The following is a 25,092-nucleotide window of genomic DNA, read 5'->3' as shown; positions in this document are numbered from 1 at the left end:
GTATAAAATAACGATTCCACGTCGGATGAGACGCCATGGCCCGAACGAGCCGCCTCCTCTCGCTCCTGCAGATCCTGCGCGGCAAGCGCCGGCCGGTGACGGCGGCTGCCCTGGCTGGGGAACTCGCCGTCTCCGAACGCACGCTCTATCGCGACATCGCCGAACTGGTCGCCCAGGGCGCTCCCATCCAGGGCGAAGCCGGCATCGGCTATATCCTGCGGCCCGGCTTGTTCCTGCCCCCTCTGATGCTCTCGGAGGACGAGACCGAGGCCATCGTGCTTGGCCTGCGCTATGTCGAGCAGCGCGGCGACGACACGCTGGGCGGCGCGGCCCGGGAGGCTCTCGCCAAGATCGAGGCGGTGCTGCCGCCTGCAGCGCAGGAAATCGCCCGCAATCCGATCGCCCTGCCCGGACCCAGCCACAAGAGCTTCCCCGACAACAGGGTCGCGATCGAGGTGTTTCGCAGCGCCATCCGTGCCCAAACTAAATTGCGCATCGACTATGGCGACCTCAATGGCCAGGCGACCACCCGCGTGATCTGGCCGATTGCCATCGGCTTCATGAACGAGGCGCGCATGCTCGCCGCTTGGTGCGAGTTGCGTGCAGACTTCCGCCATTTCCGCACCGATCGCATCGCGGCCGCCAGCGAGATCGGCGAGCGCTATCCCGGACGGCGCAGCCAACTGGTGAAGACCTGGCGTGCCGTGATGGACGAAATCGCCAAGCGCTAGCCCCCTACTGCGCACCAGCTCTTCTTCTTGCTTGCCTCGTCATGGCAAACCGGGCAAACGGCCTCCATGCATATTCTCGTTCCCGGCGGTTACGGCTTGATCGGCTCGGCCATCGTTACGGCTTTGCTCGCGGCCGGCCACGAGGTCACGGGTCTCGGTCGTTCCGTCGGCCAGGCGCGGTTGCTCGAACCCCGTGCGCGCTGGCTTCAGCACGACCTCAAGGATCTCATAAGCGCCGAGGCGTGGCGCCCGCTCCTGAACGATATCGATGCCGTGATCAATGCCGCCGGCGTGCTGCAGAGCGGCCCTGGCGACGATGTGATGGTGACCCAGTCCCTCGCCATCGTCGCCCTTTTCGAGGCCTGCGAGCAGGCCGGAGTCAGGCATGTCGTCCAGATCTCCGCCGTTGGCGCCTCGGCTGACGCAGCCACCGTGTTCATGCGCAGCAAGGGCAATGCCGACGAGGCGCTGGAGGGCTCGTCGCTCGACTGGACCATCTTGCGTCCCGGCCTGGTGCTGGGCTCCTCGGCCTATGGCGGCAGTGCCCTGCTGCACGCCCTCGCTAGCCTGCCGGGCTTCATTCCGCTGCCGCCCGCGCCATCGATCCGCAGCGTGGCGCTCGACGACGTCGCCGCAACCGCCCTGGCCGTAGTGGAAGGACGGCTGCCGCATCGGCGCATCTATGATCTCGTCGAGGACAAAGCGCATAGCCTTCAGGAGATCGTCGCCACGCTGCGGGCAAGGCTCGGCCTGCCGCCCGCCCGTTTCGTCCGCTGGCCCCTGTGGATCTTCCGGCTTGGCTTTCGCTTCGGCGATGTAGCGGGCCTGCTCGGCTGGCGCCCGCCCATGCGCACGACCTCGCTCGACCAGATACTGGCCGGCATTGATGGCGATCCGGCGCCGCTCGGGGCAGCAAACGGCCGCTCGCTCAAAGCCCTGCCGGAGATCCTCGAAGCCATCGGCGGCACAGTGCGCGAACGCTGGTTCGCGCGCCTCTTCCTGCTCAAGCCGATTATCGTCACGGCATTGGGCCTGTTCTGGCTGCTCTCGGGACTGATTGGTCTCATCGCGGCGGACCAAGCCGAGGCCGTGCTGACAGCGCGAGGCTTTGCGCCAATTACCGCGGCCCTCTTCGTCCATGGCGGTGCCATCGTCGACATCCTGCTCGGCGCAGCCATGCTTTGGCGACGGACGATGCCGGCCGCAGCGATCGGCATGATCGGCATCACCCTCGCCTATTTGCTTGCCGGCAGCGCGTTCACGCCCGACCTCTGGCTTGACCCGCTCGGTCCCTTCCTCAAGACGCTACCAGCGGCCGTCCTCGCTCTGGTGGCGCTTGCCATCAAGGACGCGCGATGACCTATGCCGACCTGCTGCTCTGGCTCCATGTGATCGGGGCGACCGTGCTGTTGGGCACCGGGGCGGGCATCGCCTTCTTCATGCTCGTCGCCCACCGCACCGACGATGCCCGGCTGATCGCGCATGTCGCCGGCACCGTGGTTACGGCGGACCTTCTGTTCACCGCCACCGCCGTGGTGCTGCAGCCTCTCACCGGCGCCCTCCTGGCCCTGGAGATAGGCTGGCCGCTGAGCTCGCCCTGGATCGCGCTGTCTCTGGGACTCTACGTCTTCACCGGCCTGTTCTGGCTGCCCGTCGTCGTCATCCAGGTCAAAATGCGTGATCTCGCCAGGAAGGCCGTGCAAGAAAATTCGGCCCTTCCTTCAGACTATTATAGGCTTTTCCGCATCTGGTTTGCCTGCGGTTTTCCGGCTTTCTTCGCCGTGCTCGCCATTCTCTGGCTGATGCTGATGAAGCCGCAATTCGGATAGTGCAGGCCTGGCTTGCTTGTCCGCGAATTCACGGAGACCTATACCTCAGGCTCGAATACAGCCAACCAATGGCGGAGGGACCATGCGCATTCTGGTTGTCGGTGCTGGCGCGACAGGCGGCTATTTTGGCGGCCGCCTGATGCAGGCGGGCCGTGACGTCACCTTCCTGGTTCGGCCCGCGCGAGCGCAAAAGCTGCGGAAGGAAGGCCTCAGGATCGTCAGCCCGTTCGGCAATGCCGACCTTGCTCCGAAGCTGGTCACCACCGGCAGCATCTCCGCCCCCTACGACCTTGTGCTGCTCACCGTGAAGGCCTATGGGCTCGAAGCTGCCCTTGATGACATCGCACCCGCCGTCGCTTCCGAGACGATGATCCTGCCTGTGCTTAACGGCATGCACCATGTCGATCTCATCAAGGCCCGCTTCGGCGAGAAGGCCCTGCTCGGCGGCGTCTGCCTGATCGCCGCCACCATCGACGACGAGGATCGCATCGTGCAGCTCACGCCCATGCATAACCTCATCTATGGCGAGATGAGTGGCGAGCGGTCCGAGCGCGTCGAGGCAGTCGATGCGACCATGCAGGGGGCTGGCTTCAACGCCAAGCTTTCCGATGACATCGAGCGCGACATGTGGGGCAAATGGATCACGCTTGCCAGTCTTGGCGGCATCTGCTGCCTGATGCGCGGCTCGGTTGGCGAGATCGAAGCGGCACCAGGCGGCCGCGCCTTCGTGCAACGCTTCTTCGAGGAGGTGGTCGGCGTGGTGAAAGCCGTGGGCAAGCTGCCGGGCGAGCCCATCCTGAACATGGCGCTCTCGATGCTGACCCAGAAGGATTCGGCCATGGCGTCCTCGATGTATCGGGACCTGCAGAAACGCGCGCCGATCGAGGCGGATCAGATCATCGGGGACCTGCTGGTGCGAGCTCAGGAGGCAGGAATGGAAACACCCCTGCTGTCAGCGGCTTACGCAAATCTGGCGATCTATCAGGCAAGATGATCTGGAGCGTGGACATCGCGACATGCTTGCATGTCACGATGTCCACGCTCCCCGATAGTGACCGCAGGCACATGGCGGATCGCGCCGCCCCCCGCCTAGCTTGTTCCCCAACCTCATCTGGGACGGGAACCGCGATGACAACGGCAGGCGCAGAGACAATCGGCAACCCCATCGTCATCGGCATCGATGCCGGCGGCACCATGACCGACACGATCCTGGTCGACGGCAACGGCCACTTCAAGATCGGCAAGGCAGCGACCACGCCGCGCGATGAATCGGAAGGCTTCATCATCTCGGCCGCCGATGCAGCCGATGCCTGGGGCATCTCGCTGGACGATCTGTTCTCCGGCATCGACGTGGTGCTCTACTCCGGCACCGGCATGCTCAACACCCTGCTCTCGCGTACGGGACGCAAGCTCGGCTTGATCACCACCAAGGGCCTGGAGGATATGATCCTGATGGGCCGTGGCCTGCAGGCCTGGGCCGACTATTCCTATGCCGATCGCCTGCACGCCATCACCCATCACCATCCGGATCCCCTGGTGCCGCGGCGCCGCACGCATGGGGTCACCGAGCGCGTCGACCAGTTCGGCGATGTGATCATCCCGCTTTATGAGCATGAAGTCGTCGCGGCGGTACGCAAGCTGATTGCCGACAAGGTCGACGCCATCTGCATCATGACGGTGTTCTCCCATGTCAATCCGGCGCACGAGAAGCGGATCGCCGAGATCGCCCGGGAGGAGATCGCCGCGGCGGGCACCGAGATCCTGGTCTATACCAGCCATGAGGTCCGCCCCGTCATCCGCGAGCAGTCCCGCCTCAACTCGGTGCTGATCGAAGCCTATGCCACCTCGCGCGGTCGCAGGCAGCTCAAGGGCATCGAGGACATTTCGAAAAAACACGGTTACCGCTATCGCGTGCAGACGCTGCTCTCCTTCGGCGGCCTCACCTCGATCGACCATCCCCGCCTGCACGAAACCATGATCTCCGGTCCGATTGGCGGCATTCTCGGCGCAGCCTATGTCGGCAAGCTGATCGGCAACGACTCGCTGATCTGCTCGGACATGGGCGGCACCTCCTTCGACATGGGCGTGATCACCCGCGGCCAGACCCGCATCGAGAACGAACCGATCATGGACCGGTTCAAACTCAACGTGCCGACGCTGCATCTCGACACCATCGGTGCCGGCGCCGGCATGATCCTCAAGGTCGACCCGTTGACCCGGAAGATCAGCCTCGGCCCGGAGAGCGCCGGTTCCGATCCCGGACCGATCTGCTTCAACCGGGGTGGCACCCGGCCGACCATCGCCGATTGCGACGCCATTCTCGGACGTCTCAACCCCGACTATTTTCTCGGCGGCAAGGTGAAGCTCGACGTGGAGAAGGCGACACGGGCCTTCAAGGAGCAATGCGCCGACATCCTCGGCGTGCCTCTGCACGAGGCGGCCGAAGGCATGATCGAGATGCTGGAGGCCGACGCCAACAATGCTCTGCGACGCGTGATCTCGGGCCAGGGCATTCATCCTTCCGAATTCACCTTGCTCTCCTATGGCGGTTCCGGGCCACTGCATCTGGCCGGCTGTAGCCGCGGCATCGGCTTCCGCGACATCATCACCTTCCAGTTCGCCGCAGCCTTCTCGGCCTTCGGCTGTACCACGGCCGACTATATGCGCCGCCACTCGATCTCGACGCAGATCGACATTTCGAGTTCGGCCGGCGATGACAGCCTGGCAGCGACAGCGGCCCGGATCTCGGGCGTGTGGGAAGAATTGCGCGACGCCGCAATCAAGGAAATGGCCGCCGACGGGCACGCTCTCGACAAGATCCGGACCGAGCCCTTCCTGATGATGCGCTACACGGGCCAACTCGAAGACGTGGAGGTGCTCGCGCCGCTCCATCAGGCGGCAACGGCGGATGACATGCGCACCATCATCACCGCCTTCGAAGAGGTCTATGGCAAGATCAACCACCGCGTCTCACGCTACGGTTCGGCCGGCTATTCGGTGATGGAACTCGGCCTGATCGCCACGGCCGACAAGGTGAAGCCGACCCTGCTCAGGCGTCCGCTGGGCGCGACCAATCCGGCCCCGGCCCATAAGGGTACGCGTGAAACATATATGGGCGGGCGCTGGCACAAGGCCGACCTCTACGAGATGGACGATCTTCAGCCCGGCCACGAGGTCAAGGGTCCCGCCATCATCGAACATCCCGCCACCACGCTGGTGGTCCATCCCGGCGACAGCGTCTTCATCGACGAGTGGACGCTGCTGCATTACCGCCACGCTTGAGCGAAGAGGATTAAACCCATGCTGGACCACGTGAAAGCACGCATGCCGCTTCGCGAACGGATGTTGGAATCCGAGCGGCTGATGGAAGAAACCGGCTGCTATGACGGCATCACCTCGCTGAGGCTGCGCAAGCAGGATCCTCTGAAATTCGAGACGCTGCATACCAAGCTGCGCGCCTATTGCGTCTCGGCGCGCGAAATGGCCCGCCGCATCTCCGCCTCACCCGGCGTGCGCGAGGTCGGCGAGATGGTCGTCGCCCTCTACACCCCGGAGGGCGACGCCATCGCGCTCTCCAACGGCATCATGGTGCATGTCCACACCATGAGCCGCTTCATCAAATGGATGATCCGCGAAGGTTATGAAGCCGATCCGGGCATCAATCCCGGCGACATCTTCGCCAACAACGACGCCTTCATCGGCACCGTACAGGTGCCCGACGTGATGGACGTGGTGCCGATCTTCCATTCGGGTGAACTGATCGGCTGGGCCGGCGCCGTGTGCCACGAACTCGAGGCCGGCGGCATCACGCCAGGTGGCGACGTCTGCCTGGCCCAGGAGCGCTTTACCGAAGGCCTGTTCGTCTGTGCCGAGAAGATCGGCACGAATGACGAGATCCGCCGCGATTACGTCATCCGTTGCGAGCGCAATCTGCGCATGCCGATCTACTGGGTGCTCGACGAAAAGGCCAAGGTCGCCTCGTGCATCGACATCCGGGAAAACCTGATCGCCCTCGTCGACGAGATCGGCCTGGATTACTGGAAGCAGATCTCCAAGGAATTCATCGAGGAAGGCCGCATCAGCCAACTCGCCCGCACGCGCCAGCTTACCGTGCCCGGCCTTTATCGCGGCCACACCTTCTATGGCCATGTCACCGAGGGCAAGCCGGGCTTCCAGCCCCTGGGCGATCCGAACTGGCTCTACAACATACCCGTCGAGATGGAGATCACCACCGACGGCAAGATCACACTCGACTTCGAGGGCACCCAGCCCTGGGGCTATCATTCGATGAACTGCACACCGGCCGGCATGGATGGCGGGATGTTCGTCACCCTGACCCAACACATGAACTTCGAGGGCCTGGTGAATGATGGCGCCTGGCTCGCCACTGAACTGAAACTGCCCAAGGGCACCTGGACCAACCCCGACAACGAGATGGTCGCGACAGCGACCTCCTGGGCCCTGCTGCTGCCAGCCTATGGCGTGTTCCAGCGCCTGCTCTCCCGCGGTTTTCTCGCCCGCGGCTTCGTCGAGGAGGTCTTCGTCGGCCAAGTCAACTCGCCGATGATCGAGATGGGCGGCGAGAGCCAATATGGCACCCTGTTCGGCATGGCCCATTTCGAATGCGCGGCTGCCGGCTCAGGTGCCCTCGCCATCAAGGACGGGCTCGACACCGCCTATGTCGGCTGGAACCCGGAATCCGACATGGGCAATATCGAGATATGGGAACAGAACATGCCGATGCTCTATATCGGCCGCTCGATCCTGCCCAACTCCGGCGGGTCGGGCAAGTATCGCGGCGGCTGTGCCTTCATCTCGACCTGGCTGATCAACAAGACGTCGCATCTACGCCTGATGACCTCGGAGCACTCCTCGCGAGTCTTCGACAATGGCGGGATGTGCGGCGGCTATCCTGCGCCGACCTGCCAGATGCACCGGGCCGTGCGCGATACCAATCTTGCCGAGATCATCGCCGACAGGCGGCCTCTCCCCCACACCATCGGCACTGACCCGGCCCATTCGGACTTGGAGAAACTGGTCGAAGGCCGGCACATCACCGAGGAAGGCCCCTATATCACCGCGCCGCACAAGTCCGGCGACATCTTCACCCATTCCTATAATGGCGGCGGCGGTTACGGCGACGTGCTGGAGCGCGATCCGATCAAGACCGCGCAGGATGTGGAAAACGGCTACCTCACCCCGGAAGCATCCGAGCAGGTATTCGGCATCGTCATCCGAGAAGTCCCGCAGACGGATCGGCTGGAGGCCGATCTCGCCGCCACCGCCGCCTTGCGCGAGAAGATGCGGGCTGAACGCATCGCGACGTCCGTGCCTGTCTCGGCCTGGATCGCCGAGGAGGCCAAGCGCGTCGCCGCCAGCGACTTCGCGCCCGAGGTCGCCAAGATGCACGCCAATGCGATGAAGCTCTCGCCGCGCTTTGCCGCCGACTTCCGCAAGTTCTGGGGCCTCGACGCCTCCTTCACGGTTCACTACTGAGGTCAGCATGTCCAGCTATCCCAAGGAAACCATTCGCGAACTCGTTGCAGGCAGCCTGCCCTGGCACCAGACCCGGCAGATCATGAGCGCCTATAAGGACGACGACCGTTTCCACACCTATATCCAGGTCCTGCAGGAGCGGATGGCCTGGAAGGACCCGATCCTGCTGCCGGTCGGCGATCACCTCTTCATCGCCGACACGCCGAATGGCCGCGTTACCAAATGCGAATGCGGCCAGGAGTTCGGGCATTACAGGAAGAACTGGAAACTCGGTGCCCATATCCGCGTGCGTCGGACCAAGGAGGCCCTGCGCGAGATCTATCCCAATTCCGATATCCCCGATCCGGAATGGATGGAAATCCGGGAATTCCTCTGCCAGTCTTGCGGCACCCTTCATGAGGTCGAGGGAGCCGCTCCCGGTTATCCGATCGTGCATGATTTCGAGCCGGATCTGGAGGGCTTCTATCGCGAATGGCTCAAGCGGCCTCTTGAACCCGAGGGAGATGCTCGATGAGTCCCCCCAACATCCTCATTCTGATGGCCGATCAGTTGGGTGCCCCGGCGCTCGGCGTCTACGGCCATCCTGTTGTGAAGACCCCCAACCTCGACCGCATCGCCAAAACCGGTGCGGTCTTCGACAATTTCTACTCCAACTTTCCCCTCTGCGCTCCCGCGCGGCTGGCGTTGATGACTGGGCGGCTGTGTTCGAACATTCAGGCCTGGGACAATGCCGCGCAGATCCCGTCTGATGTTCCCACCTTCGCCCATTATCTGCGCGTGCTCGGCTACCGGACCTGCCTGTCGGGCAAGATGCACTTCATCGGGCCCGATCAGTTGCATGGTTTCGAAGAACGGGTAACGACCGACATCTGTCCCTCCGATTTCAACTGGACGGCCGACTGGGACGATCCGTGGCGGACCATGGACTGGTTCCACAACATGCAGAACGTCAGCGACGCCGGCATAGCCGAACGGGCCCTGCAGCAGGACTATGATGAGGAGGTCGCCCACAACGCCCGGCGCTGGCTGTTCGACCAGGCGCGCGACAGCGACGACCGCCCCTTCCTGCTCGTTGCCTCCTTCACCCATCCGCACGATCCCTATGTGACGCCGCAACGGTTCTGGGATCTCTACGATCACGACAAGATCGATATGCCCCGCGTGCCATTCATTCCTCCAGCCGAACGGGACGCGCATTCACGGCGGCTGTGGGAACAATATGATCGCGGAGAGTTCGGGGTCGGCGATGAGCATGTGCGCGCTGCCCGCCACGCCTATTACGGCAGCGTGTCCTATCTCGACGAGCGAGTTGGCGAGGTTCTCGATGCGCTCGAGCGCTCCGGGCATGGCAAGGACACCATCGTGATCTTCCTCGCCGATCATGGCGACATGCTTGGCGAGCGCGGCCTCTGGTACAAGATGAGCTTCTATGACTGGTCGTCGCGCGTGCCCCTGCTCATGGCCGGCCCCAACGTGCCGGCAGGCGCCCGCATCAAGGCGAATGCTTCCCTCGTCGATATTCTGCCGACCCTGGTCGAGATTGCCGCTGGCCCGGAATGGAACGATTACCCCGAAGGTCCCGACGGGCGCAGCCTGCTCTCCCTCCTGAGACAGGACGCCGACGATCGTATCGCGGTCAGCGAGTTGATGTCGGAGGGCGTGGCGGCCCCTTATGTGATGCTGCGCAAGGGCCGCTACAAATTCACCTATGTCGAGCACGACCCGCCGCAGCTCTTCGACATGGAAGCCGATCCGGACGAGGTGCATGACCTCGCAGGAGATCCGGGCCATGCGGGCGTGGTGCGGGACATGCTCGGCGAGGTCGAGCGCCGGTGGGACATGTCCAGGCTCAAGCGGGAAATCATCGCCAGCCAACGTCGGCGTCGCCTCGTCTACAAGGCGCTGAGCACCGGTAAGATCACGCCCTGGGATTATCAGCCCTGGAGCGATGCTTCGTTGCAATATTATCGCGGGGCGAAATCGTATCACGAGGCCGAGGCCCGTGAATTCATCCGGCCATAAGGGAAGACCATGACCAGCTTGAAAGGCCGTACCGCGCTTATCACCGGCGGCCTCACCGGCCAGGGCCTCGCCATCGCACAGGCTCTGGCGAGCGTCGGCGCCAATGTCGCGGTCGGCTCCTATATCGGCGAAGGCGCGCGCCTGGGCGATGCCGCCGCCTATCCCGAGCGGGCTGAACTGCAGCGCGTGCGCGCCATGCTCGAGGCTGAGGGCGTCAAGGTGCATGCCGGCCATCTCGACGTGCGCTCCAGCGAGATCATCGAGGCCTTCATCGAGGCGGCCGAAACAGCCTGCGGCCCCATCGACATCCTGGTGAACGCCGCCGGTACCACGGCCGAACAGCCGGTCAGCGGCCATTCCGATGCACTCTGGGACAAGATCCTCGACACCAATCTCACCGGGGCTTTTCGCACCACGCGCAGCCTCCTGCCCGGCATGATCGCGCGGGGCTGGGGCCGCGTCATCAATATCGGCTCGACGGCCGCCAGTGTCGGCTGGAAGGACAACCCGGCCTATTGCGCTTCCAAATCCGGCTTGCTGGGCTTGACGCGCTGCGTAGCGCTGGAAGGAGCGCCGCATGGCGTCACGGCCGTGATGATCTCACCGACCTGGGTGGAGACCGAGCTGATGCGCCGCAACGTCGCCCAGGTCGCCGAGCGCGACGGCAAGGGGGAAAGCCTGGAAAGCGCCATGGCCCGGATTGCGTCTCAGAATCCGCAGCAGCGCATCATCCAACCCGACGAAGTGGCTGGTCTCGCTGTCTTTCTCTGCAGCCAGGCCGCCAAAGGCATCACGGCCGAAAACATCCAGATCACCGGGGGGGCGCTCTGGTAGAAAGCTTCAGGGAACGCTACCCTGCCTCTATGCCAAGGGTTTGCGGGTCAATAGACGGATTAAATTAGCTCGACCTTTGTCATTGCCGGGCTTGACCCGGAAACCAGCTCCCTTCCGGTTATCGGAGTCGGGGCCGCTGGATGCCCGGACCAGGGTCCGGGCATGACAAAGGCAGCGTCTCACTTATGTCAGACAGCACCTGTGGCCGAATGCGACTTCGGCGTGGAATGTACGGATGAAATCTTCCCTGATCGCTTCCGGCCTTCCGCTCGCCACCGTCAATGCTGCCATCGGAGAGGCCGCCCGGCTGGTAGGAACATCCGACTTCTATGTCGCCCTGCTCGCGGCCTTCCGTTCCCTGGTCTCGCACGACATCGCCACCATGGTGCGCTATTCGGCGGTCGGCCGGCCGAGCTTCCTCATGCATCACGGTTTCTCGGATGTCCTGGCCCGCCAATATGAGACGACCTTCCATGTCTTCGACCCGTTCCATCGCTATTGGGCGCAGACGGAACGGCCCGGCGTCGTCAGCCTCGACATGTTTCCGGCCACGGCCACCCGGCAGAGCCGCTATGTCCGCGAATTCCTGCAGGAATCCAGCATCACCGACGAGCTTGGTTACTTCCTTCCCGCCATGGGACGGGCCAGCGTTGCCTTGTTCCTGGAACGTCGCATCGGCCGCTTCCTCGACAGTGAACGCACGGCCATGGAAGATTTCTATCCCCTGTTTGCCGGGCTGGAGAGCGCGCATGTCAATGCGGTCCTGGCGGCGGCGATCGGGCGCGGCGCAGGCGGCGTCTCCCTGCCGCTGGCCATCATGCTGCGCGACCTCGAAGGCTGCGTCATCCACGCATCGGAGGCCTGGCGGGAATTGGAAAGCAGGGATGCCGGCCTGCCGCGTGCCGCCGAACGGCTGACGGCCGAGAATGCCGGGGAAGCCATATTGGACGACGCCACCGTTCTGCACAGGACCCGTATCTCGCCAACCCATGGCTCCGCACCGGAAGGTTGGCTGTTCACGGTAGAGAAATCGGCATCCTCTTCAACGGATTATGACCAGACGATCATCTCCAAGCTCAATCCGACCCTCACGCCCCGGGAGATCGACATCGTCAAGCTGGTGCTCGAAGGCCACCCTACCGCCACCATTGCCCAGCGCCTCAAGCTCCAGCGTGGGACGGTGAAGAACCACCGGCTTCGCATCTATGAAAAGCTGGACATCACGTCGGAACGCGAACTCTTCCTCACCTATATCCAGGCGCTGCAGAGGCATCGATCGAATGGCTAGAATCTCCCAAAAAAACCAGTCTTTACAGAATGATAACCATAGGGCTCAAACCAAATCATTCGTTTCCGCGCAAAAAAGCAAAGCGGCTTGGTGATGGCTATCGGAAAATAGCCACCGCCCTGGAAGTCAGATTTAAATTCAAAGAACAAATAACAATAACAACATATTGCAGGGATATTCAAAATACCCGCTTCATTGCAGAGCATGTCGATGGCCACGAGGCCATGCCGTGCTCACCAGCGCAGCAAACGACGGCCGGCGATATATCCCAAGACGGTGACGATACCTGTCGCCAGGCTATACCAGGTGGCGACGAAAAACGGGCTGTCGTCCACGCAGTGGCTGGCATAAAGGGTTGCCGCGATGCCGCTGGCGGCCAGGCCTGCCACCGCCCCGGCCCTGCCGGGGTTCTCGGGAGCACCCTGGCGCAGGGCATAGAGAATGCAGGCCAACGGCCCGAGCGCCAGCAAGGGTATCAGCATCAGGCAATAGCGGGCATTGACACCCATCCAGCGTGTTCCCCAACTGGCGGGCGGCATGACCATCATTTCCACGGCGACTGCGCCAATCAAGAGCAAGGGCGCAACGACCAAAGCAAGGCGCCATCCCCCCGGTTGTGCACCCGGCCTGACCAAGCGCAGGATCAGGCCACAGGCCGACACGGCCAGTGATGCCGTCACCACGAACTTGAACAGGAAGCGCCATGTCTCGGCCGCCGCGGCGATATCGGGACGAGGACGGAAGCCGACGAAGAAAAGCATGGCCGAAAAAGCCGTCCCGACGATCACCGCCAGTCCGAAAGCCCTGCCGAGGGACCATCTGACCGGCGCATCTTCCGAAATGGCATTGATGAGATCGTCGGTCTTCACGACTGGTCACTCCGATAGAGCGCTGCGAGCTTCTTGAGGCCCCGATGCAAAGCAACGCGCACGGCCACTTCAGTCATCTTCAACTTTGCAGCCGTCTCCCGGATGCTGACGCCCCCTAGGGAGATGGCTTCCACGATGTCCCGCTGCGGCGGTTTCAGATGCGCCAGCATTTTCTCGGCCTCATGCTGGGACAGCACGGTTGCCGGCTCCTGCGCTTCGAGAATCTCGATCACGTCCTCGATCGGCACCATCACCTGCCGTCCCCGACGGCGCATGGTATCGATCATCTTGTTGCGCACGATCGTCGAAAGCCAGGGACCGAGCGGGCGCGACTGGTCCCAGGTTCCACGCTTGAGATGAATGGCGAGCAGCACTTCCTGCACGACGTCCTCGACCTCCGCCGGCGGGGCACCGAAACGCTCGCAATAGCGGCGCGCCGTGCCGCGCAGATAGGGCGTCACCGACTGCAGGAACCGCCGATAAGCCGGCGCATCTCCAGCGATCGACTGCCGCAACCATGCCGCCCACTCCTCTTCGCGCATGGGATTATGCACGAGCCTTCCTCTCTACGGCCGGTCTCACGGCTTTGTTACCAAATGCCGGTGCCGACTCACTGCACCGCCGTCGCCCCGGCATAATCGTCCAGCACCGCGCGTATGGCCAGAGAGAGGCAGGCGGCCATATCCAGCGGTCCGTCATATCCCGCCGCTGCAGGCACGAACTGATGCACCAAAGTGGGTGGCAAGGTGCGCCCTGCCAGCGCCTTCGACAAGCGCGCCACGGCGCGGGCCGCGACCGGATGCGGCCAGTAATAGCGGATGCGGTCACTGTAGCTATAATGGCGCAGCACGTGCTGGCCGGCGGCATCGCCTTGATAATAGCGCTGCCAGTAGCCGGGTTCGGCCAGCATCAGGGCCTCCATCGCCCTGGCCAGCGAGCGTTCGCCATAGGAGGCATCGAGTTCCCCGGCGATGAGATCGAGGCCGTAGAGCGCCTCGCGCCAGGCAAAGGTCAGGCCGGGCCCGACTTTCAGGATGGCAAAGCCATCGGCCACCAGTTGCGCCAGCTTTTCCCGTGGTTGGTAGTCGGTGGAATGGGCCTCGAACACGAGGGAGGGCTCGTTGCCCAGCACGCCGATGAGATCCCGGGCCTTCTCGGGTCGGTAGACCACCACATCCTCATGGCCAAATTCGACGCCGGGCTGCACCACGAGACCAATCACGCGCTCCAGCGCCGCCTCGACGCCTTGCTGGCGAAAGATGGTCCGATGGGTCTCGATGGTCTGGCGTGCCGCTCCCGCCGCGGTCGGCTGCAGGCTGTCGAGCGCATGCCAGGCGCCCCCCGGCACCGGCACCTCTGTGCCGATGATGTAGACCGGCAGAGGCAACCCATTGTCGCGGGCTGTCTGCTCCGCCACCCAGGTCAGGCGGGCGGCACGCCTGGCCGTGGTTTCGTCGTCGAGCGCCTCGGGTTCGCCCTTGCAGCCCATGCTGGCATCGAGATGGATCTTGCCGAACCCCGCCGCGACATAGGCCGCCATCATCGCCTCGGCCTTGGCCATCGCCTCTTCCGCCTCGAGATGGCGCCAGGGATTGGGACCGAGATGATCGCCGCCAAGGACCAGACCGGCAGTGTCATAGCCGACTGCCTTCGCCTTCCCGAGCACGAAACGCCTGAAATCGGCCGGCGTCATGCCGGTATAGCCTCCCTCCTGGTTCACCTGGTTGCAGGTCGCCTCGATCAGCACCTCACGCCCGCGCTCGCGGCCATGTGCCAGCGTCGTCTCGATCACGTCCGGATGAGCCGAGCAGATCGAGGCGATGCCCCGCGGCCTTCCGGCACGGCGCGCAGGGGCCAGGTCGAGAAGCTTGGTCATGTAGGGTCTCCGTAAAATGTGGATCGCAATCAGGCCGAAGCCCGCATCATCAATTGTGCCTCGAGCCGCAATTGCTGCTGTCCTTGTGCAGGTTCCTCGCCCTCGACCTGGGCGAGCAGCAGCTCGACGCCGAGATTGCCGAGGCGGAAAAAGTCCTGCGCCACCGTGGTCAAGGGCGGACAGCCGAAACGGCTATAGGGCTGGTCGTCATGGCCGGCGACGCGCAATCGGCAATCGGCTTCACGCCCGACCTTCAGGCCGCGCTGGAAGGCTGCGGCCATCACCCCTACGGCGATACGGTCATTGGCGCACAGCACCGTCGAGGTCGGAAACCCCGCGCCGTCGATCACCTGCAGGGCCTCGGCATAGGCGATTTCCTCGAAACGCCAGTCCGGCTTGCCTGCAACAGTGATGATCTCCGGCTGGAAGCCGAGCCGCTCCATTGCCTGGACATAGGCATTGCTGCGCTCGGCGGCATTGTGATTGACCGCAGGCATTTCAAAGAAGCAGGGAGGCGTCCCCGTGCGGCAGAGATAATCGGTGATCAGACCGATGCTCTGCTCATTGTCGGTGCCGACGAAGGGCGAGCCGTCCTGCAGGGAGGAATCAAGATAGACCACGGGAATATGGGCACGCAGGGTCTCCATCCGTGTCGCATCGGTATAGGCGCCGAGGGGGGCGATGATCGCTCCGGCAATCTTGAGCGACAGCAGCGTCTCCACCGAACGCGCCTCATGCAGGGCATCTCCTCGCGAGGAGAGCACCAGCACGAAGTAACCATCCTGCGCGCAACGTCGCTCGATGTGACGCACCATCTCCGAATAGAACATGTCCGAGGTATCGGGCACGATCACGCCGATGATCTTGGGCCGCTTTCGGTTGAGGTTCACTGCAAACAGGTTCGGCCGATAGTCATACTTGGCCAGGGCCCGCTCGATGCGAGTGCGGATCGATTTGCGCACACTGCCAGGGTCGTTGAAATATTTCGACACGGTTGGCCGCGAAATGCCACTGAGCTCGGCGAACTCGGCCATGTTCCTGATCTTTCGCACCAACCGCCGCTCCCTGTCCTGTTCAGCTCGCCTTGAATTTTTACACAGGCAAACAATTTTATTTTTTACATGCCATAAAATTGGCCACCCGGAAATTTGATCCGATCATTGCTCTCAAAAAATATAATGTTTTAGTTCAATGCAATAATGCTAAAATCGTTCCTCCGAACAAGGCGCATTTTGTCAATTTTTCCATGAGCAATATCTTTAATTGACGCTCATCACGCAAAACCATAGTCTGACAATTAATAAAAGACAAAAACAAATTCAGGGAGGGAGAAGACGAGAGCGCGCGACGCGAATTTACTCGCGTTGGCCGCAATCAAAATCTCTTTCCTCACCTTGATCGGCGGCCTTTCCCGCCATGACCGGCCGGCTACCTCCCGTCAGAAGAGGATCCGTGCCGGAGGGATCGATCCGACTTACGTCAAACCGAGGAAACGACATGAGGAAACTGCTTACGGCCCTCGCGGCTCTTGCCATCGGGGCCAGCGTGCTCGCCGCTCCGGCGCAGGCCCAGGACAAGAAATACACCATCGCCCTCATCCCGGGCCTGACCACCGACGCCTTCTACATCTCCATGCGCAAGGGCGCAGAGGCAGCCGCCAAGGTGGTGGGAGCCGAACTGGTGTTCCAGGGCGCGCCCGACTTCAACCCGGTGACGCAGACGCCCGTGCTCGATGCCGTCATCGCGCGCAAGCCCGACGCCATCCTGATTGCGCCGACCGACAAGGTTCAGCTCGTCCAGCCGCTGAAGAAGGCCATCGATGCCGGCATTCCGGTGATCACCGTCGATACCTTCATCGGCACCGGCAAATATCAGACCGGCGCGGGTGACGCCGACTTCCCGCTCTCCTATGTCGCCTCGGACAATATTCTGGGCGGGCGCATCGCGGCCCGTGCCCTCGCCAAGGCTATCGGCGAGAAGGGCAAGGTCTATGTGTCCAATGTGAAGCCGGGCATCTCGACCACGGATCAGCGCGAGGAAGGCTTCAAGGACGAGATGAAGAATTATCCCAACATCTCTGTTCTTGAAACGCAATTCAATGACAATGATGCCAACAAAGCCGCTTCGCAGATGCAGTCGGTCTTCGCCCGCAATCCCGATCTTGCCGGTGTGTTCGGCGCCAATCTGTTCTCCGCTCTGGGTGCCGCCAATGGCGTGCAGCAGGCTGGCCAGAGTGGCAAGATCCGTGTCGCCGCCTTCGACGCTCCGGCTACGATCGTCGACAACATCAAGTCCGGCCTGGTCGACATCGCCATCGCCCAGCATCCGGCGGAGATCGGCTATTTCGGCGTGCTTTCCGCCTATGCCCATCTGACTGGCCAATCGATCCCTGCCTCGATCGGCACGGGCTTCACCGTGATGGACAAGTCCAACGTCGACAAGCCGGAAGTTGCCGCCTTCATCTACAAGGAATGAGGCCTTCCTCGTATCTGCGCCGCCGGAGCCTTTGGAGCAGGACGCTCTAGAGGAAAATGACTTTTCTCCGAATTGCCATTTTTCTCTAACTTTTTGTTTTAACGCGTTTTCTTAATCGAAAAGTCTGTCAACTTTTCTGGAAAACGCTCTGGCCCGGCGGCCTCTTCATGACCTCTCAACGGAGCGCCTGATGTCGGCAGCCCAATCCTCCCTCAGTCGGGCGCAGCCCGCGGCAGGACCTCATCCCATCCTTCTGCGCATCGCGGAGCTCAGGGCCTGGCTTTTCCTGGTCCTGCTCCTGGTCTTCTTCGAGTGCTGGGCTCGGATCGCCTATGGCTCGACCTTCGTATTCTCGGTTCCCACGCTGCAATCGATCTCGATCTATGCCGTCGCCCCGCTTCTGCTGGCGCTCGGCTCGACCTTCGTGATCATTTCGGGCGGCATCGACCTCTCGATCGGCTTCATCATGGGGCTGTCGGCCGTGGTGGCGGCCCATACCGCCAATCTCGCGGGCGCCTCCATGCCGCCCTTCCCGGCCATGCTGATCGGCATTGTGGCCGGCGTCGCCGTGGCCACCGTCCCCGGCTATATCAACGGCCTGCTGATTTCGAAACTCAGGGTCCCTCCCTTCATCGGCACGCTCGGCATGTATGGCGTGGCTCGCGGCATCGCCTATCTGCTCGCCGGCGGCACCACCGTCCCGGTTTCGAATGCCTGGTTCGCAGCGCTTGGCAATGGCCGCCTCTACGGGGTGCCCGTCGTGGTGATCGTGGCCGCCCTCTTCCTCATCCTGATGCACTATCTGCTTTCGCAGACGCGCTTCGGCCAGCACACCTATGCCATCGGCGCCAGCGAGCAGGCCGCGCTGCGGGCCGGTATCAATGTCTCCAGGCATACCCGCAAGCTCTACGTGCTGTCGGCTGTCTGCGCCGGCATCGGCGGCGTGCTCTATGCCGCCCGCTTCACCGCTGGTGCGGCCCAAGCCGGCGAACCGCTCCTGCTCGACTCGATCGCCGCCGTGGTGATCGGCGGCGCTAGCCTGTTCGGCGGCTCGGGCTCGATCTCCGGCACGCTGGCCGGAGCGCTCGTCATCGCCGTCATCCAGTTCGGCCTCGTCTACATCAATGTCGAGCCCTTCTGGCAATTCGTCTCGGTGGGCGTCGTCATCATCGTTTCCGTGCTGGTCGACCAGGCCCAGCGCAGCATTGCCGGAGGCCGCCGCTCATGAGCACCCAGCCTCTCCTCGACATACGCGACGTCTCCAAGCATTTCGGCGGCGTCACCGCGCTCAACGGCGTCTCGCTCCAGCTCAATGCCGGCGAGGTCGTGGCTCTCGCTGGCGACAACGGCGCCGGCAAGTCGACCCTGATCAAGACCATCTCCGGCGTCTACCAGGCCGATGGTGGCGAGATCCGGCTGAAGGGCGAAGTCGTGAAATTCGCGACCCCCGAGGCCGCGCGTGGCCATGGCATCGAGACGATCTACCAGGACCTCGCACTCGCCGACAATCTCTCCATCGGCGCCAACATCTTTCTGGGACGCGAGCCGATGACGAAGGCCTTCGGCTTCCTGCCCGTGCTCGACCGCAAGAAGATGGCCAAGGCGGCGCAGGAGACCATGGCGCAGCTTGATTTCCACGTGACTCGCCTCGATGCCCCCGTCGGCAATTTCTCCGGCGGCCAGCGGCAGGCGGTCGCCATCGGCCGTGCCGTCTACTGGAACGCGCAGGTGCTGATCATGGACGAACCGACCGCCGCTCTCGGCGTGCCCGAGCAGCGCAAGGTCGTCTCCCTGATCAAGACCCTCAAGGCCCAGGGGCGCGGCATCATCTTCATCTCGCACAATCTGCAGGACATCTTCGCGGTCTCCGACAGGATCGTGGTGCTACGCCGCGGCACCCTGGCGGGCGAGCGCCTGATCGCCGAGACCAATCATGACGAGATCGTCAAGCTGATGGTGGGCGGCTGAGAAGCGCAGAGCGGGCGCCCTGCCCGCTCTCCCGCCTTGGGGCACCGACGAGAATGTGAATACGGCAGGACTTCTCATTTCCCCCAGTACGTGACATCACTCTGCCGTGACCTGCTGGCATCTCCTTTCCCGCATGCTCTCGATCGTCATGATCGCAAGCCTGCTGAGCGCTCCGATGGCGCCCTTCTCGGCTGCCATAGCGGCCGTGCCGTCGCACGCGGCGAGCCAGGCTGCCATGGCTGCCGACATGCCGTGCTGCCCCGAACAGAACCCCTCGCTGCCCGGAGGGCAGAAGTCCTGCCCGGTGGCGATCGTCTGCATGGCCAAATGCGCCCCCGGTGATCCGATCGCGGTAATGGCCCAGGCACCTCTCTTCGAGACCCGCCGCCTCGCCCCGCCCGGCAACGACCTGGACAGGACGCCCTTCATCACGGCGCCGCCGGACCGTCCTCCCCGCGCCTGAATTCATCCGCGCCCCGTACTGGGGCAGTCTGTCCGGCGCCTTCGGGGCCGGACAGCAGTAGCGGCCATCGAACCTCCTCCAGAGCAAAGCGGGTCCAGGCGTAAACGCCTGTCGATCCCGGCTTTCGCTCCGACGCATTCTTGCGTTTTTCGTCGATTACGGCGGATCGCAAAGGCTTGGGAGACGTTCGTCGGCCAGGAGTGAACCCGGAATATTTCAGACATGATGTCATTTGGCACCAACCGCATCGCCCTTGCGGCAGTGATCGGCCTTGCCTGCGCAACCGCCTCCCCCGCGCGAGCCGATATCGCAGACTACGAATTTCAACTCGTCCAGCCCGAGGTCAAGCTGAACGAGACATCGGAAATCGCCGTACGCCTCGTCGACAGGCGCTCTGGCAAGCCTGCCCCCAACGCGGTGATTTTCACCCAGCGCGTCGACATGGCGCCGGACGGCATGGCGGCGATGAAGGCCCCGATCGAAGCCATCACATCCGATGAACCCGGCATCTATCGATTCAAGGCAAGGCTGAGCATGGAGGGCGGATGGCGGCTGTCGCTCGCCGCCAAGCTCCAGGGCGAAACCGGAACACTCGAAAGCAAGCTCGTCTTCAAGGCCGTGCCATGAGCCGCGTCGGTCGAACAAGCCTAGTCCTCATCGCGATCATCGCGGCAGGAGCCGGCGGCTATTGGGCAGGCCGGCATGGCCCGGCCCTTTCCGCGACGGCCTGGCAGCAAATGCTCGCACTGACCGGCGGGCCTTCGTCGCCCATGGCGAGTGCGGCAGCAGGGCCTACCGGGCCGGTAATCTATTATCGCGCGCCCGATGGATCTCCCGCCTATTCGGCAACGCCGGCCAGGACAGCGGATGGCCGCGACTTCGTTGCGGTCCACGCCAGCGAGGAGGTAAGCTTCGACGAGAAGCCTACCGACGCGCGCCCGGCACCTGCCATCGTAGCCCCCCGTCCCATCCTTTATTACCGCAACCCCATGGGCCTCGCGGACACGTCGCCGGTTCCGAAGAAGGATTCCATGGGCATGGACTACATCCCCGTCCGTGCCGGGGAAGAACCGGAAACGGGAACCGTCCGGGTCGCAGCAGGCAGGCAGCAGCAGACGGGCGTCCGCACGGAGATTGCGGCAATGCGCGCGCTCGTCCGGCCCGTGCGCGTCCCGGGTAGCGTGCAGCTCGACGAGCGTCGCATCAGCGTGGTCGCCACGCGTTCGGATGCCTTCATCACCAAGGTCTCGGATGTGACGACGGGCGATCGGATCGCCAGGGGCGAACCGCTCCTTCAGCTCTACTCGCCCGAAATCGCCGCTGCCGGCGCCCAGTTCCTCACCGAGCTTGGCAATGGCGGGCGTGGAGGAACGGGCGGCGGCGCACGGCAGCGGCTGGAAAATCTCGGTGTCCCTCCCGAAGCCATCGCCGAACTCGAACGAAACCGGAAGGTGCCGCCAGCAATGACATGGCGCGCCCAGCGAGACGGCATCGTGCTCCAGCGCAACGTCACCGAAGGCATGAAAGCGGCGCCCGGCGACATTCTCTTCCGCCTCGCCGACATCTCGACCGTATGGGTGCTGGCCGATGTGCCCGAATATCAGCTCGGCGCCATCAGGCCCGGAGCCCTCGTGACCGTTCGGATCCGCAGCCTGCCGAGCCGCGTCTTCGACGGACGGATCGCGTTGATCTATCCGGAAGTGGCCAAGGAAACCCGCACCGCCAAGGTGCGGATCGAGCTCGCGAACCCGGGAGGCCTTCTGCTGCCCGACATGTATGCCGATGTGGAGATCGCGACCGGTAACGCGAAGGAGGCGGTGACCGTCTCCGACAGCGCCGTGATCGACACCGGCACGCGCCAAACGGTCATCCTTGCCAAGGGAGACGGGCGTTTCGAGCCGCGAGTAGTCAAAGTCGGCGCCCAGGGCGGCGGCTTCGTCGAGATCCGCGACGGCGTTGCGGCGGGTGACCGCGTGGTGACGGCCGCAACCTTCCTCATCGACGCCGAAAGCAATCTCAAGGCCGCACTGAACGGCATGACCAGTCCGGAGGCCACGCCATGATCGCCCGGCTGATCGCCTGGTCCGCACGCAACCTCGTGCTGATCCTCGTCGGCACCGCCTTTGCCGTCGCATCCGGGCTCTATGCCTTGAAGACGCTGCCCCTCGATGCCATTCCCGATCTCTCCGACGTCCAGGTCATCGTCTACACCGACTATGCCGGCCAGGCGCCACAGGTCGTCGAGGACCAGGTCACCTATCCGCTGACGACAGCGATGCTGACGGTCCCGAAGTCGAAGGTGGTGCGCGGCTTCTCCTTCTTTGGCGTCTCCTTCGTCTATGTGATCTTCGAAGACGGCACCGATCCCTACTGGGCTCGCAGCCGGGTTCTCGAATATCTCAACGCTGCGGCGCAGCGCCTGCCAGCCGGTGTCACCCCGGGCCTCGGCCCTGATGCCACCGGGGTCGGCTGGGTCTATCAATATGCCGTCACCTCCAAGGACATGTCGCTCGCCGAACTGCGCTCGCTGCAGGATTGGAAGCTGCGCTATGCCGCCTCGAAGGCGGAAGGCGTGGCCGAGGTCGCGAGCGTCGGCGGCTTCGTCAAGCAATACAGCATCGTGGTGGATCCGCTGCGGCTGCAGGCCCAGGGCATCTCCCTGTCGATGGTGCGCGACGCCGTGCGGGCCAGCAATCGCGACGTGGGCGGTCGCACGTTGGAACTTTCCGAATTCGAATTCATGGTGCGCGGCCGCGGCTACGTCAAATCACCGGCCGACCTCGAGAACATCGTGCTCAGGACCAGCGCCGGCGTACCGCTGCGTCTCAAGGACGTCGCCCGCGTCGAAATCGGGCCGGACGAGCGCCGCGGCATCACCGAACTCAACGGCGAGGGAGAAGTGGCTGGCGGCATCGTCTTGCAGCGCTTCGGCGCCAATGCCCTGACCGTCATCGACAATGCCAAGCAACGCCTCGCCGACATCGCCGCAAGCCTGCCCAAGGGAACCGAGATCGTCCCGGTCTATGATCGCTCCCACCTGATCGAAGCGGCGATTGAAACGCTCAAGAGAACACTGTTCGAGGAGAGCGTGATCGTCGCCCTCGTCTGTGTCGTGTTCCTTCTTCATCTGCGTAGCGCCCTGGTCGCCATCCTCATGCTCCCCGTCGGCATCCTCATGGCGTTCGGTGCCATGAAGCTGATCGGCCTTGGCTCCAACATCATGAGTCTCGGCGGGATCGCCATTGCCGTCGGCGCAATGATCGATGCCGCCATCGTCATGATCGAGAACGCGCATAAGCATCTCGAACGCGCTGCGCCTGGCCAGTCCCGTATTCAGATCCTCGTCAATGCGGCAAGTGAAGTCGGCCCGGCCCTGTTCTTCAGCCTGCTGATCATCACCGTCTCCTTCCTGCCCATCTTCACGCTGGAATCGCAGGAGGGACGCCTGTTCGGGCCGCTCGCCTTCACCAAGACCTTCGCGATGGCCGCCGCCGCCCTCCTGTCGATCACGCTGGTACCGGCACTGATGGTGATCTTCGTGCGCGGCAGGATCATTCCCGAGCACAGGAATCCGATCAACCGCCTCCTGATCTGGCTCTACCGGCCGGTCATTCGCGGAGTCCTTAAAGCCAAGACCCTCACCATCATTCTCGCCGTGGCGGCGCTGGCCCTCAGCATCTGGCCCGCGCGTCAGCTCGGCTCCGAATTCATGCCGTCGCTGGACGAGGGCACCCTGATGTATATGCCGACCACCCTGCCCGGCATCTCGATCACCAAGGCCGGCGAATTGCTGCAGATGCAGGACCGCATCATCAAGTCTTTCCCCGAGGTTGCTTCGGTCTACGGCAAGGCGGGACGCGCCGCGACGGCGACCGACCCCGCCCCCACCGAAATGTTCGAGACCATCATCAATCTCAAGCCCAAGGAGCAATGGCGGCCGGGCATCACCCTCGACAGCCTCAAGTCCGAGATGGACAAGGCCCTGCAATTTCCGGGCGTATCGAACGCCTGGACCATGCCGATTCGCGCCCGTATCGACATGCTCTCGACCGGCATTCGAACACCCGTCGGCGTCAAGGTCTTCGGCACTGATCTTGCCGAGATGGAAAAGATCGCCCGCCAGACCGAGGCCATTCTCAAAACCGTGCCGGGCACCTCCAGCGCCTATGCCGAGCGGGTCATCGGCGGCTATTATCTCGACATCGTGCCCGACCGGGACGCACTCGGCCGCTACGGGCTCGCCGTAGGCGACGTCCAGGACGTCATCGCCACGGCCCTCGGCGGCGAGACCGTGACGACAACGGTGGAAGGGCGGGAACGCTATGGCGTGAACATCCGCTATCCGCGCGATCTGCGCTCCAACCGCCAGGCCATTGCCGCCGACGTGCAAGTTCCCCTCCCAGGCGGCGGCACGATCCCGTTGGGCGAGGTGGCGAAGGTTGAACTCACGCGGGGCGCGACCTCCATCCGCACGGAGAACGGCCAGCTCGCAACCTATATCTTCGTGGATATCGACGGGCGCGATCTCGGCGGCTATGTCGCCGAGGCGCAGAAGGCCGTGGCCGCGAAAATCGTGCTGCCTCCGGGCTACTCAATCGGCTGGAGCGGCCAATATGAATATCTCCAGCGCGCCGAGGCCCGGATGAAGATCGTCGTGCCTGTCACGCTGCTCATCATCTTCCTGCTGCTCTACCTCAACTTCCGCCGCCTGACGGAGACGCTGATCGTCATGCTGTCACTGCCCTTTGCCCTGGTCGGCGGCATCTGGCTGATGTGGTGGCTTGGCTTCAACATGTCCGTTGCGGTTGCCGTCGGCTTCATCGCGCTGGCCGGCGTCGCGGCGGAGACCGGCGTCGTCATGCTGATCTACCTGCAGCAGGCCCTGGCCGAGGTGAAGGCGGAGCGATCCGGCAAGGAGCAGCCCTTTACCAGGGCGGATCTTCGCGAGGCGATCATGCTGGGTGCCGTGGAACGGGTTCGCCCCAAGATGATGACGGTCATCGCCATCATGGCCGGGCTCATCCCCATCCTGTGGAGTACGGGCGCCGGATCGGAGGTGATGCAGCGCATCGCGGTTCCCATGATCGGCGGCATGGTTTCCTCGACCCTGCTGACCCTGGTGGTAATTCCCGCCATCTATGGCATCGTCAAGGGATGGCGCCTTCCCGCCGATCGGCAGCAGGAGGCGGATGGAGGGATGCCAGCCCGGACAGCCCAACATCGGCCTGCATGAGATTCCAT

The 25,092-nt window shown here is 63.4% G+C and carries 21 protein-coding genes; 17 read left to right on the top strand and 4 right to left on the bottom strand.

What is annotated here, in order from left to right; translation table 11 throughout:
* The first annotated feature begins 35 nt into the window (after positions 1–35).
* The 10 genes from ACN6KF_RS06035 (at position 36) to ACN6KF_RS05990 (ending at position 12,200) form a co-directional block, all read left to right on the top strand.
* Positions 36–731: a helix-turn-helix transcriptional regulator gene (locus ACN6KF_RS06035; RefSeq protein ID WP_434955969.1), complete on the top strand. Its 696-nt coding sequence runs from the start codon at positions 36–38 to the stop codon at positions 729–731.
* 66 nt (positions 732–797) lie between these two features.
* Complete coding sequence (locus ACN6KF_RS06030; protein WP_434955968.1) at positions 798–2,090, top strand: SDR family oxidoreductase; 1,293 nt, start codon at positions 798–800, stop codon at positions 2,088–2,090.
* Entirely contained in the window at positions 2,087–2,560 is a 474-nt protein-coding gene (locus ACN6KF_RS06025) for a DUF2269 family protein (RefSeq protein ID WP_434955967.1), read from the top strand. The genes ACN6KF_RS06030 and ACN6KF_RS06025 overlap by 4 nt, the downstream gene beginning before the upstream one ends.
* An 82-nt stretch (positions 2,561–2,642) precedes the next feature.
* Positions 2,643–3,554, top strand: coding sequence for a 2-dehydropantoate 2-reductase (gene panE / locus ACN6KF_RS06020; RefSeq protein ID WP_434955966.1), 912 nt, complete (start codon positions 2,643–2,645; stop codon positions 3,552–3,554).
* A 134-nt stretch (positions 3,555–3,688) separates the two neighbouring features.
* Positions 3,689–5,842, top strand: coding sequence for a hydantoinase/oxoprolinase family protein (locus ACN6KF_RS06015; protein ID WP_434955965.1), 2,154 nt, complete (start codon positions 3,689–3,691; stop codon positions 5,840–5,842).
* 18 nt (positions 5,843–5,860) lie between these two features.
* Positions 5,861–8,056 carry a hydantoinase B/oxoprolinase family protein gene (locus ACN6KF_RS06010; protein WP_434955964.1) on the top strand — a complete coding sequence of 732 codons (2,196 nt, stop codon included), beginning with the start codon at positions 5,861–5,863 and terminating at the stop codon, positions 8,054–8,056.
* A 7-nt stretch (positions 8,057–8,063) separates the two neighbouring features.
* Complete coding sequence (locus ACN6KF_RS06005) at positions 8,064–8,570, top strand: acetone carboxylase subunit gamma (RefSeq protein WP_434955963.1); 507 nt, start codon at positions 8,064–8,066, stop codon at positions 8,568–8,570.
* On the top strand, positions 8,567–10,078 hold the full coding sequence (gene betC, locus ACN6KF_RS06000) for a choline-sulfatase (RefSeq protein ID WP_434955962.1): 1,512 nt from the start codon (positions 8,567–8,569) through the stop codon (positions 10,076–10,078). The genes ACN6KF_RS06005 and betC overlap by 4 nt, the downstream gene beginning before the upstream one ends.
* A 9-nt stretch (positions 10,079–10,087) precedes the next feature.
* Positions 10,088–10,912, top strand: a complete 825-nt coding sequence (locus ACN6KF_RS05995) for an SDR family NAD(P)-dependent oxidoreductase (protein ID WP_434955961.1) — start codon at positions 10,088–10,090, stop codon at positions 10,910–10,912.
* Positions 10,913–11,147: 235 nt separating this feature from the next.
* Positions 11,148–12,200, top strand: coding sequence for a helix-turn-helix transcriptional regulator (locus ACN6KF_RS05990; protein WP_434955960.1), 1,053 nt, complete (start codon positions 11,148–11,150; stop codon positions 12,198–12,200).
* A 233-nt stretch (positions 12,201–12,433) separates the two neighbouring features.
* On the opposite strand, the gene ACN6KF_RS05985 is transcribed toward ACN6KF_RS05990, so the two are convergent.
* The 4 genes from ACN6KF_RS05985 to ACN6KF_RS05970 all read right to left on the bottom strand — a co-directional run bounded on the left by ACN6KF_RS05985 (position 12,434) and on the right by ACN6KF_RS05970 (position 15,979).
* A complete protein-coding gene (locus tag ACN6KF_RS05985) occupies positions 12,434–13,069 on the bottom strand; it encodes an NrsF family protein (RefSeq protein WP_434955959.1) in 636 nt (211 codons plus the stop codon).
* On the bottom strand, positions 13,066–13,611 hold the full coding sequence (locus ACN6KF_RS05980; protein ID WP_434959622.1) for a sigma-70 family RNA polymerase sigma factor: 546 nt from the start codon (positions 13,609–13,611) through the stop codon (positions 13,066–13,068). Before ACN6KF_RS05980 ends, ACN6KF_RS05985 begins: the two co-directional genes overlap by 4 nt.
* A 68-nt stretch (positions 13,612–13,679) precedes the next feature.
* Positions 13,680–14,945, bottom strand: a complete 1,266-nt coding sequence (locus ACN6KF_RS05975) for a D-tagatose-bisphosphate aldolase, class II, non-catalytic subunit (RefSeq protein WP_434955958.1) — start codon at positions 14,943–14,945, stop codon at positions 13,680–13,682.
* A gap of 29 nt (positions 14,946–14,974) precedes the next feature.
* Positions 14,975–15,979, bottom strand: coding sequence for a LacI family DNA-binding transcriptional regulator (locus tag ACN6KF_RS05970; protein ID WP_434959621.1), 1,005 nt, complete (start codon positions 15,977–15,979; stop codon positions 14,975–14,977).
* Positions 15,980–16,442: 463 nt separating this feature from the next.
* Here ACN6KF_RS05970 and ACN6KF_RS05965 point away from each other — a divergent pair, with 463 nt between their 5' ends.
* From ACN6KF_RS05965 to ACN6KF_RS05935, 7 genes are all read left to right on the top strand, one after another.
* Entirely contained in the window at positions 16,443–17,420 is a 978-nt protein-coding gene (locus ACN6KF_RS05965) for an ABC transporter substrate-binding protein (protein ID WP_434955957.1), read from the top strand.
* A gap of 190 nt (positions 17,421–17,610) precedes the next feature.
* A complete protein-coding gene (locus ACN6KF_RS05960) occupies positions 17,611–18,648 on the top strand; it encodes an ABC transporter permease subunit (RefSeq protein ID WP_434955956.1) in 1,038 nt (345 codons plus the stop codon).
* Positions 18,645–19,388 carry an ATP-binding cassette domain-containing protein gene (locus ACN6KF_RS05955; RefSeq protein WP_434955955.1) on the top strand — a complete coding sequence of 248 codons (744 nt, stop codon included), beginning with the start codon at positions 18,645–18,647 and terminating at the stop codon, positions 19,386–19,388. Before ACN6KF_RS05960 ends, ACN6KF_RS05955 begins: the two co-directional genes overlap by 4 nt.
* A 133-nt stretch (positions 19,389–19,521) precedes the next feature.
* Complete coding sequence (locus ACN6KF_RS05950; RefSeq protein ID WP_434955954.1) at positions 19,522–19,851, top strand: hypothetical protein; 330 nt, start codon at positions 19,522–19,524, stop codon at positions 19,849–19,851.
* A gap of 222 nt (positions 19,852–20,073) precedes the next feature.
* Positions 20,074–20,478 (top strand): FixH family protein, encoded by a 405-nt coding sequence (locus tag ACN6KF_RS05945; RefSeq protein ID WP_434955953.1) that lies wholly within the window; start codon positions 20,074–20,076, stop codon positions 20,476–20,478.
* Entirely contained in the window at positions 20,475–21,914 is a 1,440-nt protein-coding gene (locus ACN6KF_RS05940) for an efflux RND transporter periplasmic adaptor subunit (RefSeq protein ID WP_434955952.1), read from the top strand. Before ACN6KF_RS05945 ends, ACN6KF_RS05940 begins: the two co-directional genes overlap by 4 nt.
* Positions 21,911–25,084, top strand: coding sequence for an efflux RND transporter permease subunit (locus ACN6KF_RS05935; RefSeq protein WP_434955951.1), 3,174 nt, complete (start codon positions 21,911–21,913; stop codon positions 25,082–25,084). Before ACN6KF_RS05940 ends, ACN6KF_RS05935 begins: the two co-directional genes overlap by 4 nt.
* The last annotated feature ends 8 nt before the right edge of the window (positions 25,085–25,092 follow it).

This window comes from Labrys methylaminiphilus subsp. lupini (assembly GCF_051161885.1).
In the GTDB taxonomy this organism is placed as follows: Bacteria; Pseudomonadota; Alphaproteobacteria; order Rhizobiales; family Labraceae; genus Labrys.
This window is presented reverse-complemented; position numbering and strand designations above follow the sequence as displayed.